Origin of the sequence: Malaciobacter mytili LMG 24559, assembly GCF_003346775.1 — a bacterium.
Taxonomy (GTDB): Bacteria; Campylobacterota; Campylobacteria; order Campylobacterales; family Arcobacteraceae; genus Malaciobacter; species Malaciobacter mytili.
Genome location: NZ_CP031219.1, coordinates 2,005,120 through 2,022,362, shown reverse-complemented (window position 1 = coordinate 2,022,362; position 17,243 = coordinate 2,005,120). Strand labels below are relative to the sequence as shown.

The following is a 17,243-nucleotide window of genomic DNA, read 5'->3' as shown; positions in this document are numbered from 1 at the left end:
AAGGAAAATGATGGGTTCTAATTTAGACTTATTAACATCTTTTAAAGATAACTGTGGTTTTGGTTTAGTTGCTCATTTAGAGAACAAACCAAGTCATGAAAACTTAGAAGATGCTATTACTTCGCTAGAGAGAATGATGCACAGAGGTGCAGTAGCAGCGGATGGTAAAACGGGAGATGGATCTGGATTATTATTATCAATGCCAGATTATTTTATGAGAAAGGTTACTAGTGAGCAAGGTATTGATTTACCTGAAACTTATGCGGTAGCTATGATTTTTACAAGAGATTTAAAAGATATTGAAGTATTTAATGAATTTTGTGAAAATAATGATTTAAAAGTATTAATGACAAGGACTGTACCTATAGATACTGATGCTTTAGGACAACAAGCTTTAGATACTTTACCTCATATTATTCAAGTATTTGTAACACCAAATACTTTAATGTCATCAAAGAGATTTGATGCACTATTATATTTAACAAGAAAAGAGTGTGAACATAAATTAAAAGATAAAAAAGATTTCTATATCCCTACATTTTCTTCAAAAGTAATTGCGTACAAAGGGCTAATTATGCCTACGCATATTAAACATTTTTATGTTGATTTAAGAGATGAAGATTTTAAAATTTCATTTTCACTATTTCATCAAAGATTTTCAACAAATACTTTACCTCAATGGAGATTAGCTCAACCATTTAGAGCTATTGCACATAATGGTGAGATTAACTCTGTTGAAGCAAATAGATTTAGTGTTGAAATAAAATCTGAGAATATTAAATCTGAAGTATTTTCAGAAGAAGAATTAAAAAGAATTTTACCTATTTTACAAAAAAATGGTTCGGATTCTACTTCTTTAGATAATATGTTTGAGTTTATGTTAGCAAATGGAGTAGACTTTTTTAAAGCTGCAAGAAGTTTAGTTCCAGCACCTTGGCAAAACTCTCCTCATATGGATTCTGATTTAAGAGCATTTTATGAATATACAGCAGCAGCAATGGAAGCTTGGGATGGTCCAGCTGCAGTTTCATTAACTGATGGAAGACATATTGGATGTTTAATTGATAGAAATGGTTTAAGACCATCTAAATATGTTATTACTAAAGATAAAAAATTATATATTACTTCTGAATATGGAACATTAGATTTAGATGAAAACAATATTTTAGAAAGAGGAAGGCTACAATCTGGTCAAATGATTGCTCTTGATTTAAAATATGGAAAAATATTAAAAGAAGAAGATATTAACAACTATTTAAAATCATCTCAAAACTATTCAAAATGGCTAAATAATGGAATGAGATATTTACAAGAGTATATTGATGAGTCATTTTTAGAAATTGATGATTATAAATTAGAAGAAATAGAAAAAAAACAAAAATATTTTAATATTACTTATGAAGCAATTGATCAAGTTATTGAGCCAATGGCAAAAGATGGAAAAGAACCAGTTGGATCAATGGGAGATGATACTCCACTTGCAGCATTTTCAAAAGTAAATAGAAATTTTACAGATTTCTTTAGACAAAAATTTGCACAAGTTACAAACCCTCCAATTGACCCTTATAGAGAAAAAGTTGTTATGTCTTTAGAAACTGGGTTTGGAAGACTACATAATATTTTAGATGAAAAAGAGGAATATGCAAAAAGATTAAAAGTTGCAAGTCCTATTTTAATGAAAGAAAAATATGATGTACTTTACTCTTTTGGGAATACAAAATCTCCAAGATATGATGAATATTATAAAAATAAAATATTCTCTACAACTTTTGAAAATGATTTAGAAACAAGCTTAAAAGCATTAGGTAAAAAAGTAGTTGATTCTGTAAAAAATGATAATGTTGCAGTTGTTATTTTAGATGATAGAAAAATTTCTAAAGCTAAAAAATTAATTCCAATGGCAATGGCAGTTGGTTATGTTAATCAATTATTATTAAAAGAGGGAATTAGACATTGTGTTTGTATAGTATCTGTTACAGGTGAAGTATATGATCCACATATGGCTGCTGTACTTCTTGCATTTGGTGTAACTGCTATTTATCCATATATGATGTATGCAACAGTAGTAGCTTTATATGAAAGAAAAGAAATTTCAAAATATGAGTTACAAAGACTACTTAAAAATACTCAAAAATCTATGAATGCAGGTTTATTAAAAATTATGTCTAAAATGGGAATTTCAACTGTTGCAAGTTATAGAAATTCAGCATTATTTGATGTAATTGGATTATCTGATAAAATCGTAACTGAGTGTTTTGAAGGTGCACATAGTGAATTATGTGGGCTTTGCTATTTAGATATTGAAAAAAGAATAGAAAAATCTCATTATAATGCATTTTATGATAATCATCATATGTTCCCTCTTGATTTAGGAGGATTTTATAAATATATTGATGGTGGTGAATATCACGATTATGGTCCAGCAATGACTAAAGCAATGCATAATAAAAATGCAACAAAAAAAGAAGATATTTCTGATTTTAAAAGTTTAAAAGAGTTAGTTGAAAACAGAGATAAAAAATTTATTAGAGATTTCTTAGATTTTAATTCTGATAGACAAGCTATTGATATTAGTGAAGTTGAATCAAAAGAAGAGATATTTAAAAGATTTGCAACTGCTGCTATGTCATGTGGTTCTATATCACCAGAAGCTCATGAAGCTTTAGCAATGGCTATGAATACTATTGGAGGTTCATCTAACTCAGGTGAGGGTGGAGAAGATCCAAAAAGATTTAATACTTTAAAAAACTCAAAAATTAAACAAGTTGCTTCTGGAAGATTTGGGGTTACTCCTGGATATTTAAGAAGTGCAGAAGAGTTACAAATTAAAGTTGCACAAGGTGCAAAACCAGGTGAAGGTGGACAATTACCAGGACATAAAGTAACGCCACTTATTGCAACACTTAGACATACAGTTGCAGGTGTTACATTAATTTCGCCACCACCACACCATGATATTTATTCAATTGAAGATTTAGCTCAATTAATTTTTGACTTAAAACAAGTTAATCCAGAAGCAAAAATCACTGTAAAACTAGTATCATCTTTAGGTGTTGGAACAATTGCTGCTGGTGTGGCAAAAGCATATGCAGATAAGATTATTATCTCTGGTGGAGATGGAGGAACTGGTGCTGCTCCTTTAACATCAATTAAACATGCAGGTAATCCTTGGGAATTAGGTTTAGTTGAGGCTCATAATGCTTTAAAAGTTAATCACTTAAGAGAGTTTGTACATTTACAAACAGATGGTGGATTAAAAACAGGTCTTGATGTAATTAAGGCTGCTATGCTTGGTGCTGAATCTTATGCTTTTGGTACTGCTTCATTAACACTATTAGGTTGTAAAATCTTAAGAATTTGTCATACAAATAAATGTTCTGTTGGTGTTGCTACACAAGATGAAGATTTAAGAGAACACTTCACTGGAACAGTTGAAAGATTAATCTCTTACTTTACATTCTTAGCAGAAGATGTTAGAGAAATTCTAGCTAAGCTTGGTTACAAAACTATGGAAGAAATAGTTGGTAGAAGTGACTTATTAAAAGTTATTGATGATGAATTTGCACAAAAATTTGATTTTCAAAATATTTTAAGAAGAGTTGAGGGAATTGATACTTGTCAAAAAGAATCAAATGAACCATTTGATAAAAATAAATTTGAAAAAGAAGTTCTTAAAAAAGTACATAGAGCAATTGAAAAACCAACTTTAAAAGTAAAAATAAATGAAGAAATTTGTAACTTAAACAGAAGTTTTGGTGCATTAATTTCAGGTGAAATTGCTAAATTTTATGGGGATGCAGGTCTTCCTGAAGATACAATTAATATTAATTTAAAAGGTACTGCTGGGCAATCATTTGGTGCATTTTTAAGTAAAGGTATGACTTTACAATTAGATGGTGTTGCAAATGACTATGTTGGTAAAGGTATGAATGGTGGAAAAATCATCATTAATCCATTACATCAAGGTAAAAACTTTGCTGGTATTGGTAATACATGTTTATATGGTGCAACTGGTGGAACACTTTATGTTAAAGCAACAGCAGGTGAGAGATTTGCTGTTAGAAACTCAGGATGTACAGCAGTAGTTGAAGGAACTGGTGATAATGCTTGTGAATATATGACAGGTGGTATTATTGTTATTTTAGGACCTACAGGGATTAATTTTGGTGCTGGTATGACAGGTGGATTAGCATTTATTTATGATGATCAAAAAACATTTGTTGATAAAATGAACCAAGAATTAATTGAAGCTGTAAGAATTGATACAGATGATACAGAAAGAGAAAGATTATATTTAAAAAGATTATTAGTTGATTATTTAAATGAGACTGGAAGTGAAAAAGCTGAATCAATTTTAGATAATTTTAGAGCAGAAATAAGAAACTTCTGGATGGTAAAACCAAAAAATATGACTGTATTACCATTAGACCCAGAGAATGGAGACTAAGATAATGTTAAATTTTACAAAATTTGAAAGAGTTAATCCTAATAAAAGAGATGTTTTACAAAGATTAAAAGATTATAATGAAGTTTATGAAGTTTTTGAAAAAAATAAAGCAAGAGAACAATCTGATAGATGTATGCAGTGTGGAGATCCATACTGCCACTCTAAGTGTCCTTTACATAACTTTATACCTGCTTGGCTTAAACAAACAGCAGAAAAGAATTTGGAGTTAGCTTTTGCTTTATCAAATGAGACTTCTCCATTCCCTGAAATTTTAGGAAAAATTTGTCCTCATGATGTTTTATGTGAAGGTGCTTGTTCTTTAAATACAGGTCATGGTGCTGTATCAATTGGTGCAGTTGAAACTCATATTAATGAGACAGCTTTTGAAAATGGAATGAAACCAAAATTTGCTCCAATTAAATTAAATAAAAAAGTAGCAATTATTGGTTCTGGACCTGCTGGAATTTCTGCTGCAACATTTCTTTTAAGAAAAGGAATTGCAGTTGAGATGTTTGAAAGAGATGATAGAGCTGGTGGATTATTAACTTATGGTATTCCCGGCTTTAAACTTGATAAAAATGCAGTGGAAAGAAGAATTAACTGGTTATTAGAAGCTGGTATGAGACTTCATGTAAACTGTGAAATTGGAAAAGATAAATCTATTGAATCTTTAGAATCAGAGTTTGATGCTATTTTCTTAGGAATTGGAGCAACTGCTGGTAGATGGGCGAAAATAGAAGGTGAAAATGCACCAAATGTTCACTTAGCTATTGATTTTCTAAAAAGAATTCAAAAAAGAAATTTTGGAAATATAGTAGAAGATTTTATTGATGTAAAAGATAAAAATGTAGTTGTAATTGGTGGTGGAGATACTGCTATGGACTGTGTTAGAACATCAGTAAGAGAAGGGGCAAAAACAGTTAAGTGTCTTTATAGAAGAGATGAAGCTAATATGCCAGGAAGTAAAAAAGAGGTAATAAACTCTAAAGAAGAGGGTGTTGAATTTATTTTTAATGTTTCTCCAAAATCTATAAAAATAGAAAATGGTATTGCTGTTGCTATTGAATTAGAAGAGACAACTTTAAGTGAACCAGATGAAAGTGGAAGACAAAGAGTAACAGTTGTAGAAAATAGTCAATACTTAGAAGAAGCTGATATTATAATTATGGCATTAGGTTTCTCTCCTGAAGTTCCTGCTTTCTTAAAAGAAGCAAATGTTGAAATAAACTCTTGGGGAGGAATTGAAATAAATTCTAAATACCAAACTTCTAATGAAAAATTCTATGCAGGTGGAGATTGCCAAAGAGGTGCTCACCTTGCTGTAACAGCTGCTGCTGATGGAAGAGAAGCTGCAAAAGAGATTATAAAAGCATTATCGTAAGATGAAGGCTTTTATAAAAGATTGTATTAAAGCAAATAAAAAGATATATGAGTATATAAATACTCATATATCAAACTTAGATTATATTTATAGTGGTCAAATTGGCTTTGGTGGAGATAAAAGTTTAAATATTGATTTATTTGCTGAAAATATTTTTATAGAGTATTTAAAACCTTATGGGGATATTTTTTCTGAAGAAAGTGGTTATATCTCTTCAAATTCTTCTTATAAAATTATAATCGATCCTATTGATGGAAGCGATAATTTTTCTTCTAATTTACCATATTTTGGAACTTCTATTGCACTACAAAAAGATAATAAAACTATAATTGCTGTTGTATGTAATTTAGCAACAGGAATACTTATTTATAAAGATGAAAATAAAAAAATAAAAAAACTTAATTTAGCAACAAATAAATATATAGATTTTTTAGAACTTCAAGATAGTAATATTGGAATTTTTGAAAGGGCTTATACAAATCCAAAGCTTTGTGAAAAATTGTATGAAAATAATATAAAGTACAGAAGTTTAGGTGCTATAGCACTTAGTTTATGTGATGCAAGAAATTACTCTTTTGTTCTTTTTTATGGAAAAATTAGAGAGTTTGATATTGCAGCTGGAGTATATATTTGTGAAGATTTAAATATTTACCAAAGTGACAAATTCTTAATAGTTGCTAAAAAAATACATATTTTTAATCTAATTAAAGATATTATTAATTAATTTTAGGTTATAAATCCAAGATTAATATTTCAACTTAGGATTTAGGTAAGTAAATGTCTTTAATTATTACAGATGAATGTATTGCATGTGATGCATGTAGAGAAGAGTGTCCAAATTATGCTATTGAAGAGGGTGATCCAATATACATAATTGATGCTGATAGATGTACAGAGTGTGTTGGTCATTATGAAGAACCAGCATGTGTTGAAGTTTGTCCTGTTGACTGTATCATTGTAGATCCTGATAATCAAGAGACAATGGAAGAGTTAAGGTTCAAATACGAGCAACTACAAGAAGAAGAGCTATAATTATGGCGAAAATTACAACTATTATAGACATTGGGTCAAACTCAATGCGTATGGTTGTATTACAAAAAAGTAGTAGATTTGCATTTCATTTAATAAATGAAACCAAAAGTAGGGTGAAAATTTCTGAGGGTTGTTATGAAAATGGTGGCAATCTTCAAGAAATTCCTATGAATAGAGCTTTTAATTCTTTAAAATCTTTTTTAAATATTTCAAAATCACTAAAAGCAAAAAAAGTGATTTGTGTTGCTACATCTGCACTTCGTGATGCACCAAATTCAAAAGTTTTTTTATCAAGAGTAAAAAAAGACTTAGGTTTAAATATCAAAGTAATTAATGGTGAAAAAGAGGCTTATTATGGTGGTGTTGCTGCTGTAAATTTACTTCATAACAATGAGTTTGTAACTGTTGATATTGGTGGAGGTTCTACTGAATTTTGTTTTATAAAGGAAGGCAAAATTGAAAAATCAATCTCTTTGGATATTGGAACAGTTAGACTAAAAGAACTATTTTTTGATAAAAACAATATAAATGGTGCAAAAGAGTATATTAAGAAGAGTTTAGAAAAGATTTTTGAATTAGAGATTGAAATACCTAGTGTTGTAGTTGGAATTGGTGGAAGTATTAGGGCTATTTCTAAAGCAATAATGAAAAGTATTGATTATCCTTTAGATGTGTTGCATGGCTTTACTTATGAGGTTTCTAAAAATAAAAAATTAATTAATTTAATAATTGAATCAAAAGATAGTGATAAGCTAAAAGATTTAGGTATAAAAAAAGATAGATTTGACACAATAAAAGAAGGAACATTTATTTTTAATACTATTTTAGAAGAGTTAAAAACTAAAAAAGTAATTACTTCTGGAGTTGGTGTTAGAGAAGGGGTTTATCTTTGTGATATATTAAGAAATTCAAATCATAGATTCCCTTCAAATTTTAATGTAAGTGTTAGGTCTTTATTAGATAGATTTGAAACAGATGGAAATCAAAGTGCATATTATGGAAATAATGCTGCAAAGATTTTTGAAGCTTTAAAACCTTTACATAATCTAGAAGATAGATATAAAACTTTATTGGTTATAGCTTCAAAACTTCATTCAATTGGAACTACACTTAATTATTATAAAGTAAATGATAATACATTTAACTTTATATTAAATGGTTTAAATTATGATTTTTTACATAGTTCAAGAGTAATTGTAGCTCATATTATTAAGTTTTCTAAAAAATCATTGCCAACAAGAAAAGATATGGAAATTTATAAAGATTTATTACCCTCTTTTGAAACAATGCAATGGTTGTCATTTATGATTTCATTAAATCTTACTATAAATCAAGACTTTTCAAAACCAAAAGTTCAGTATTTACTAGAAGATGAGTTATTAACTATTAAGATGCCTGAATACTCTTTTATAGTAGAATCTTCTTTAGATAAATTAGAATTACCAAAGAATTTAGAAATAAAGCTAGTATGTTAAATAATATAAAAAAAATAGCTATTGTAAAACTATCTGCAATGGGAGATATAATCCATGCAATGGTAGCTTTACAATATATCAAAAAATCTTATCCAAATATACAAATTGATTGGTTTGTAGAAAGTGCTTTTGCACAAGTTTTAGAAAATAATCCACATATAAATAAAATCGTAAAACTAAATTTAAAAAGTATAAAAAAAGATAAAAAGCAAATCTTTTCTCAAATAAAACTATTAAAAGAGTATTCTAAAAATTCCTATGACTTAGTAATTGATGCTCAAGGACTTGTAAAGTCTGCAATAGTTGCTAAATTTCTTGGAAAGAATAGGGCTGGTTTTGATAAAGATTCAACTAGGGAAAAATTAGCAAGCTTTTTTTATACAAAAAAAGTAAATATTGCATATGATAAAAATGCAATTCAAAGAAATGCTAAAGTTTTATCTTCTTCTTTAGAGTTTGAAATTACAAAAGAAGAAATTTTAAAAAAACAACCTTTTTTATTTTTTAAAAATGAAAATAAAGTAATATATGACTATTTAGATAATAAAAAAAAGAATATTCTTTTTGTAATTGGTGCTAGTTGGCCTAGCAAGATGTATTCTAAAGAAAAATTCGCTAAAATAATAAATACTTTAAATGAAAATTGTTTAATAGTTTGGGGAAGTGAAACTGAAAAAAATGATGCATTATTTATAAAAAACACTTCAACTGCAAAAGTTTTACCAAAATTAGATTTAAATAGCTTAAAAGCTTTAATATCAAAAGTAGATTTAGTAATAGGAAATGATACCGGTCCTACTCATATGGCTTGGGCTTTAAATATACCTTCTATTACTCTTTTTGGAAATACTCCAGGTTATAGAAATACTTATCTTACAGATATTAATAAAATTATTGAATCTAAAAGTAGTGTAAATCCTTTTAAATTAGACAGAAATGATTTCTCAATTAAAGATATAAATGAAAATGAAATAGTAGAATTGGCAAAGGAAATTTTTAATGGGAAGAAAAATAAAGGACTATTTTAGGTACTTTTTATATAACACTTTTAAATTTATAATTTTATATACACCAAAATTTATCACAAAAAAAATATTAATATTATTGGCTAAATTAGCATATAAATATAATAAAGAGCATAAACATATTGCAAAAGTAAATTTAGATTTAGTTTATGGAAATTCTATTTCTGATGAAAAGAAAGAGGATATAATTTTTAACTCTTATATATCTTTATTCTTTAATATGTATGAGTTTGTTGAAAATCAATCAATTTCAAAAGAAAAACTATTTTCAAAAGGAAATGTTGAAAATGAGCAGGTTATTTTAGATGCAATGAAAAATAATAGAAAAATAATCTATATAGCTGCTCATTATGGTGGTTGGGAATTTGCTTTACCTTATGTGGCATTAAAATTTGGAAAAATAGCCGTTGTAAATAGAAAAATGGATAATCCATATATTAATGATATGTATATAAAAGTAAGAAATAAAAATAATATTACAATGTTAGAAAAAAAAGTAGCTGCAAAAGGAATGTTAAAAGCTTTTAAAGAAAATAAAGCAGTTGCTGTTGTAATTGATCAACATATGAAAAATGGGATTGAAATAGAATTTTTTAATAAAAAAGTATTAGCAACTGATTCAACATCAAGACTAGCTTTAAAATTTGATGCAGTAATTATTCCTATTTTTTCAGTAATGAATGATTTTAGAAACTTTACTTTAAAAGTGGGAGAAGCAATTGATCCTTTAAAAATAGAGTTTAAAACAGAAGATCATATAAAAGAATTAACACAAATGCAATCTAATATAATAGAAAAGCAAATTTTAGATTTACCTCATTTATGGTTTTGGCAACATAAAAGATGGAAAAAATATTATAAAGATTTATATAAAAGAAATTAATAATGAATAATAAACCCAAATATCACCTATTTAAAAATACAAAATATGCTCTAAGTGGTTTAAAGCATGTTTTAAAAACTGAGAGTTCATTTAGATTGGAACTATTTTGTGCAATTTTTATAATTGCAGGTATTATTATAATTGATGCTAGTTTAACAAATAAGCTAATACTTCTTGTTAGTGGTATTTTAGTTTTAATAATTGAGTTGGTAAATTCAGCTATTGAAAATGTAGTTGATTTAGTGACAAAAGAGTATGCACCTTTAGCTAAAACTGCAAAAGATATAGGCTCAACTGCTGTTATGTTTTCTATTATTTTGCATGTTGTTTGTTGGGTATTGGTATTAATATGAATTTTGAAGATTTTGTAATAGAAGAAAATAGTAAAAATAGTAGTGAGATTATTCCTATTATTTTTAAAGATAAGAAATATTGGATAAAAAAAGCAAGAGCAACTTTTTCTTCAAAACTACATAAGTTTTATTATTCGCTTTTTCCTTTTGAAGTGTTGCTACCTGTTAAAAATAAAACAGCAAAAGAGGCTATGACTTTTGAAACTTTAAAAATAGAAAGATTTAAAGAGTATGGGGTAAATACTCCACAAGTAGTCTTTAAAAATGAAGATTTTTTTGTTTTAGAAGACTGTGGTAAAACAGTAAATTCATATATTAGAAAAAGAGATATTACAAAAGAAAAAATGTACTATTTTATTGATAATTTATTAATAGAGTTATCAAAAATACATAATAATAATGATTTTCATGGTGGTGCACAAGCTAGAAATTTTACTTATTATGAGGGTAAAATATTTACAATAGACTTAGAAGATAGCTTTGAAGATAATATAGATTTAAAATTACTTCAATTTAGAGATTTTTTACTTTTATTATTATCTTTTACTAAAACAAGAGCAAGTTTTCAATTGGATTATAGATATATAATTGATAAATATATCTCTTTAACAAATAATAATGATTTTAAAAATAGATTAATAAAGCTTGCAAATAAAATCTCTTTTTTAATTTTTTTAAGTGATATAAAACTAATAAATAAACTTCTTGGCAGAGATGTAAAAAGTTTTTTTAAACTTTTTAAACTTTTAAAAAATTTATAAAAGAGTTATTATGAATAATATTATTATGTCTAAAGTTTTAAATATTTTAAAAAAACTACTATTTTCTTATTTGCTATTTTTAGTAGTAATGTCTTTATTTAGAATAGTTTTTTTTAATTACTTCTCACCTTTAAATAGTATAGATGGATTTTATTTAGATATTTTAAATGCCTTTTTTTTAGGCTTTAGAATAGATTTAACAGTTATAGGTTATATACAAGTATTGCCAACATTAGGTTTGATTTTATTTTATTATATAAAAAAAGAGTTTTTATTAGAGTTATTTAGTAAATTTTTAGTTTATTACCTTTTTGTTTGTTTTTTAATTGTGTCTATATCTCTTGGTGCAGATTTTGGTTTTTATTCATATTTTAAAGATCATATAAATATTTTATTTTTTGGTCTTTTTGATGACGATACTAAAGCCTTAATGATTACTTTTTGGCAAAATTACAATGTTGTTTTAATATTAACAATTTTTTGTATATATTTAATTAGTTTATTTTTAATAATTAAAAAAATATTTACTATAAAAAATAAAAATTATAACTCATTTTTTGGTTTAAGAATTTCTGGTTTGATTTTCTTAATTTTATTTATTTTAAATTTTTTAGTAATAAGAGGAACACTTGGAATGTATCCTTTAGGAAAAATGATACCAAACGTTTCTACTAATGAATTTATAAATAAAGTATCACATAATGGTTTTAGGGCATTTACAAATGCTTTAAATGCAAGAGAAAAATATTTAAGTAGAAAATATGACTTATTTAAAGCAACTGGCTATGAGAAAAATATCGAAAAAGCCTTTGAAGTATATAAAGGTTCAAGTAATATTAATAAAGAAGATTTATTAAAAAATATTACATATAAAACTAAAAAAATAGATGATAAAGAATATAATGTAGTTGTAATTATGGTTGAAAGCTTTGGTATGCCAATATTAAAATATCAAAGTGAAGAGTTTAATATCTTAGGAAGATTAAAAAAACATTTTGATGAAGATACTCTTTTTACAAACTTTATTTCAGCTGGTGATGGAACAATTTCAAGTTTACAAGCACTATTATTAAATATTACACATAGGCCAAAGTCTTTTGCTTTTTCTCAATCTATTTATAAACAGACTTCTTTTTCTTATACTCCTGCATTTTTGTATAATAAAGCAGGTTATGAAACTACTTTTATTTATGGTGGTGATTTAACTTGGAGAAACTTAGGTAATTTTGTAAAATTTCAAGGGTATAAAAATATTGAAGGTAAAATAAATATTTTTGAACATTTAAATAATAAAACAAAACCAAAAGATGAATATTTTCATCCTTGGGGAATATATGATGAGTATTTGATGTCACATATTTTTAATAAGCTTGAAACTTCAAAACAAAAGCAGTTTATAGTAGCATTAACTACAAATAATCATCCTCCTTATAATGTACCAAAAGATTATAAAAGAAATAGCTTGGTATTTAATGATAATATTAAAAATCATATAACAGGTGATTTAGATCTAGCAAAACAAAGATTTTCTTCATATGCATATGCTGTTGATCAAGTGGGAGCTTTTTTAGATAAATTTAAAGAAAGTAAGTTTAAAGATAACACAATAGTAGCAATTACAGCTGATAATAATACAATAGATGGTATTATGAAGTATGATGAAAATGAACTTTTAAACTCTAAAAATATTCCTTTATATTTTTATATTCCTAAAAGTTTAAAAGAAAAACTGCAAATTAATACAAACGTTGCAGGTTCACATAAAGATATTTTCCCAACTTTATACAATTTAACATTAAAAGATAAAGAGTATGTTGCAATTGGGAAAAATCTTTTTGATAAAAATGAAAAACATTATGGCTTTAATGGTTCAATGATTGTAAATCATAATGAAAAAATAGAAAAGCTAGAAAATTTAGAAGATAAAACAAGTAGTGAGCTTTTAAACTATTATAAAGCTAATTTAGCAATTGTTGAATATTTAATAAAAAGTGAATATGAAAAAGCTAATAAATAACTATTTTATTAAAGCTTTATTTATAAATTATAAAACTTAAAAGAGGGTAAATTATGTTTGAAGATATTAAAGAAAGAATAAAAGAAAAAAATTTATATATTTTATTTATATATTTTTATTTTTTTATGATGCCTTGGAATCTTTTTAAATCACAAATGGGAGTTTTAACTGTCATTTTATTTTTATTATGGATAATTAAATATAAATTTGAAATTACAAAGAAAATAAAAGAAATTTTTTCATTTCGTCCACTTATTATATTGTTTTTATTTATAATTTTTACATATATTAGTTCTCTTTGGAGTTCTTCTTTTAAAGATGCATTTTCATATGTAAATAGTTTTCATAAATACTACTTTTTATTTATTCCTGTATTATTTACTTCACTAAATGTAAATGAAGCTAAAAATTGTATAAAAGTATTGGTTTTTTCATTTTTCTCATATTCTGTTTTTTCTTTATTGATATTTTTAGGATTATTTGAAATAGTAGACAATGGTAGTAATATAGATAATCCAAAAGGAATTATGGGCTATGCAATAGTAACACAATATATGCTTATAGGTACAATTGCAAGTTTTATATTTGCTATTTTTTCTAAAAAAGAGCATAAAATATTTTACTATACAATGTCAATTGTATGCTTCTTTTCTTTATTTGTAAATAATAGTAGAACAGCACAAGTTTCTTTAATATTATCTATTATTACAATTTTTATCATATATTATAAAAAAGAGTTATTTAATATTAAAAAATTATTAATAAGTTTACTTGTTTTAGTAAGTGTTTTAACTATTTCATTTTTTATTATAGAAAAGACAAATAAAATGGATAGATTTGAAAATGCATTAAATCAAATAAAAAAAATATATTATACAAATAAATTTGATGGAAGTTTAGGTCTTAGAATTTATTTTAATAAAGTAGGTATAGAGGCTTTAAAAGAACATCCTTTACTAGGTTTTGGTCCAGAAGATAATGTGGAATATTTAAAAAACTATCAAGAAAATGACAAGAATTATACATATCAAAAGATTTTTTCAACTTATCATAGTGAGCATTTTGATTTAATTACTAGATATGGATTAATAGGATACTTTTTATTAGTTTTAAGTATTTTATATTTAATTTATAAATTAAAAAATATAAATAAAGAGTATTATCTTATTTCTCTTTGTATTTATGTTCCTATTTTTTATATTTCATTAGCTAATGCAACATTTGCAAAAAAACCAATTAATTATATATTGATTTCAGTTTTTGTTTTATTATCTGTTATAGCTTATAGAAGTTTCTTAGAAAATAAAGATATTAAAGATGATAATATTACAAAATAAAGATTTATTGCAAAAAGGTAGTGAAAGAGCATGTTATGAACATCCTTTTGATAAAAACAAAATAATTAAAATAGTATATAATCAAAAAGGTAAAAATAATCAAAATGACCAAGAATTATATTATTATAATTTCTTAAATAAACAAAATATAGATTATAATAATATCTCAATATGTTATGGAAAAATTGATACAAATTTAGGAGAAGGTTTAGTCTTTGAAAAAATAATTGATTATGATGGAAATATTTCAAAAACATTAAGACATTATTTAAAATTAAATAAATTTGATAATAATAAAGTAGAAACTCTTCTTAATGATTTGAAAAAATATTTATTTAAATATAAAATTATTTTTTCAGATCCAACTTCTGTAAATGTATTATGTAAAAGATTATCTGAAGATGATTATAAATTAATTATAATTGATGGTTTAGGAAGTAAAAGAAAAGATATTAAACTTTTCTTTAGTATGTACTTTTCTAGTTATAGAAATTATAAAACTTATAAACAGTGGGAAAAGTTTATAAGTAATATAAAAAGAGTTAAAGAGAAAATAAGGCTAAACCAAAAGCTCTAAATACTCTTTTTGTTCTCTTTGTAAAGCAAAAACTTCTAAAGCTTTTTTATGATTTGTTTTTGCTTTTATTTTCTCTTCTTCTATATTTGTTGCTACTTTTAAAACTAAAGTTTTTAATTCTTCAATAGTATTATTTTGTGTTAAGTATATATGAAAGCCCAAATCTTTAAACTCAGGAGATGAAGTATCATTGTAAATAATTGGAATTAGTCCAAATCCAAGAGATTCTATAATTGCATTACTCATTCCTTCTCCTAAACTCGGAAAGATAAATACATCACTTTTTTGAAGATATTTTTTTACTTCACTTGTATATCCTACAAACTCTATACTTGATTTATATTCTAAGGTATCTAAATATTTTTTAATATTTTCATAATAGTTTTTATCTTGAATATCTCCAAGAAATTTTATATTAAATTTTATATTATTGTTATATAGAATTTCACAAGCTTTAATAGCTTCTAATTGGCCTTTCCCTGGATGAACTCTACCCACATGAACTAAATCTATAATTTGGTTGTATTCTTTAAATAAAATATTTTCTTCTAATCTTAAAGAGGAATAAATTCTACTAACTTTTGCTTTTTTAGGAATTGGTAAAATATCTATAATATTTTTTTTCATATATTCACAATTTCCAACAAAATAATCTACATTACTATAAAAAATCTTGTGAAAAAAATCTTTTTTTGAAGTTGTTTTTTTAGAACCTTGTCTAATAATAAAATTAATATCTAATCCTAATGTTGCAAAGTATAAAGATTTCATCTCTGATGCACCTAGAAATATAATATTTTTAATCTTATTTTCTATTAATATTTTTCTTACACTTTTTATTAGACTTATGCTTAAATTACTTGAAAAACTAACTGTATGAACTTTTATATTATAGCCTTCAAAATGCTCTTTTTTATTTACAATATAACTATTATCTCTTGCTATAAATTCTACTTCTACTTTAGTACTTAATAATCTTGCTAATTTTACAGAAGCTAACTCCATACCTCCATTTACTCTTGATAAACATATAATTACTGTTTTTTGTTTCATGTTTTTTTTAAAATTAATTTTTCCCCTAATATAAAATCAAATTCTGGAGGATTAAACCAACCAAAACCACCTGCTGGATGAAATGTTAATTCTCCAAAATAAATTTTATCTTGTAATGTGTATAAATCAACACGTACAAAAATAAAATCTTTTGAAAGAATTTCTGAAATTTCTATCATTTTTTCTAAAAGCTTAGGCTTTTTTATATCTTTACCTTTAGGAAAATTAAATTCAAAATCTTGTCTTTCCCAATTTTTATTATATAAAGTTTTTTCATGTTTATCAAATCTATCTACATCTACTTGAATTAGTTGAACTTTTCCATTCATACATAAAAATTTATAGTCACTAGGTATTTGATTATTTTCATCTAAAAGAAGTTTCTCTACTATTATTAAAGGTTTTATGTGCTTATATTGCCATTCTCTTGTTCTATAATAAAAATTAACTTTTAATTCATCTTTTAATTTTTTTTGAATACTTTTTAAATTTGATTTAAATTTATCCTTTATAATATATGCGCCACGAGAATGATTAGGTTTTATTATAACTGGAAAATCTGGCAATTTTTCTATTGAAATATCTTCAATTTTATCAGTTACAAAAATTAAAGGTATTAAATATTCTTTTCCAATTTTTTCTTCAATATATTCTCTAACTAAATATTTATCTGCACATTTTGTATGCAATTTAGTTCTATCATTTATCTTTAGCCATTGCAGTTTTTCATTAAAACTTTTTGGATTTTTTAAGTTTAAATTGTATTTCAAATATTTTTTAAATTTGTATTTTATATATAAAGGGTCAGGAATTAATAAATACCTTATAAAATATTTTAGATTTTTAAGCATATTCTTTTCTTTTTTCGTAATTATATCACATTTAAATTAACTTTATTATAT

At 25.2% G+C, this 17,243-nt stretch carries 14 protein-coding genes; 12 read left to right on the top strand and 2 right to left on the bottom strand.

Features of this window, described 5'->3' with window-relative positions:
- The first annotated feature begins 10 nt into the window (after positions 1-10).
- From gltB to AMYT_RS09805, 12 genes are read left to right on the top strand one after another with little or no spacing between them, the layout of a single operon-like run.
- Positions 11-4,447: a glutamate synthase large subunit gene (gene gltB, locus AMYT_RS09860; protein WP_114842380.1), complete on the top strand. Its 4,437-nt coding sequence runs from the start codon at positions 11-13 to the stop codon at positions 4,445-4,447.
- 4 nt (positions 4,448-4,451) lie between these two features.
- Positions 4,452-5,828: a glutamate synthase subunit beta gene (locus AMYT_RS09855; protein ID WP_114842379.1), complete on the top strand. Its 1,377-nt coding sequence runs from the start codon at positions 4,452-4,454 to the stop codon at positions 5,826-5,828.
- A gap of 1 nt (position 5,829) precedes the next feature.
- On the top strand, positions 5,830-6,552 hold the full coding sequence (locus tag AMYT_RS09850; RefSeq protein WP_114842378.1) for an inositol monophosphatase family protein: 723 nt from the start codon (positions 5,830-5,832) through the stop codon (positions 6,550-6,552).
- 53 nt (positions 6,553-6,605) lie between these two features.
- Positions 6,606-6,860: a YfhL family 4Fe-4S dicluster ferredoxin gene (locus tag AMYT_RS09845; protein WP_114842377.1), complete on the top strand. Its 255-nt coding sequence runs from the start codon at positions 6,606-6,608 to the stop codon at positions 6,858-6,860.
- A gap of 2 nt (positions 6,861-6,862) precedes the next feature.
- Positions 6,863-8,335: a Ppx/GppA phosphatase family protein gene (locus AMYT_RS09840; RefSeq protein ID WP_114842376.1), complete on the top strand. Its 1,473-nt coding sequence runs from the start codon at positions 6,863-6,865 to the stop codon at positions 8,333-8,335.
- A complete protein-coding gene (gene waaC, locus AMYT_RS09835) occupies positions 8,329-9,363 on the top strand; it encodes a lipopolysaccharide heptosyltransferase I (RefSeq protein WP_114842375.1) in 1,035 nt (344 codons plus the stop codon). The genes AMYT_RS09840 and waaC overlap by 7 nt, the downstream gene beginning before the upstream one ends.
- Positions 9,335-10,243, top strand: a complete 909-nt coding sequence (locus AMYT_RS09830; RefSeq protein WP_114842374.1) for a lipid A biosynthesis lauroyl acyltransferase — start codon at positions 9,335-9,337, stop codon at positions 10,241-10,243. Before waaC ends, AMYT_RS09830 begins: the two co-directional genes overlap by 29 nt.
- Positions 10,244-10,245: 2 nt before the next feature.
- Positions 10,246-10,596, top strand: coding sequence for a diacylglycerol kinase (locus AMYT_RS09825; RefSeq protein ID WP_114842373.1), 351 nt, complete (start codon positions 10,246-10,248; stop codon positions 10,594-10,596).
- Positions 10,593-11,357, top strand: a complete 765-nt coding sequence (locus AMYT_RS09820; protein ID WP_114842372.1) for a BUD32 family EKC/KEOPS complex subunit — start codon at positions 10,593-10,595, stop codon at positions 11,355-11,357. Before AMYT_RS09825 ends, AMYT_RS09820 begins: the two co-directional genes overlap by 4 nt.
- 10 nt (positions 11,358-11,367) lie before the next feature.
- Entirely contained in the window at positions 11,368-13,374 is a 2,007-nt protein-coding gene (locus AMYT_RS09815; protein WP_114842371.1) for an LTA synthase family protein, read from the top strand.
- Positions 13,375-13,427: 53 nt separating this feature from the next.
- Positions 13,428-14,711, top strand: a complete 1,284-nt coding sequence (locus AMYT_RS09810) for an O-antigen ligase family protein (RefSeq protein WP_114842370.1) — start codon at positions 13,428-13,430, stop codon at positions 14,709-14,711.
- Positions 14,692-15,288, top strand: coding sequence for a YrbL family protein (locus tag AMYT_RS09805; protein WP_114842369.1), 597 nt, complete (start codon positions 14,692-14,694; stop codon positions 15,286-15,288). Before AMYT_RS09810 ends, AMYT_RS09805 begins: the two co-directional genes overlap by 20 nt.
- Here AMYT_RS09805 and AMYT_RS09800 read toward each other — a convergent pair.
- A complete protein-coding gene (locus AMYT_RS09800; RefSeq protein ID WP_114842368.1) occupies positions 15,271-16,341 on the bottom strand; it encodes a glycosyltransferase in 1,071 nt (356 codons plus the stop codon). The genes AMYT_RS09805 and AMYT_RS09800 overlap by 18 nt on opposite strands.
- Entirely contained in the window at positions 16,338-17,111 is a 774-nt protein-coding gene (locus tag AMYT_RS09795; protein WP_196782913.1) for an ATP-grasp fold amidoligase family protein, read from the bottom strand. The genes AMYT_RS09800 and AMYT_RS09795 overlap by 4 nt, the downstream gene beginning before the upstream one ends.
- Positions 17,112-17,243 lie beyond the last annotated feature (132 nt).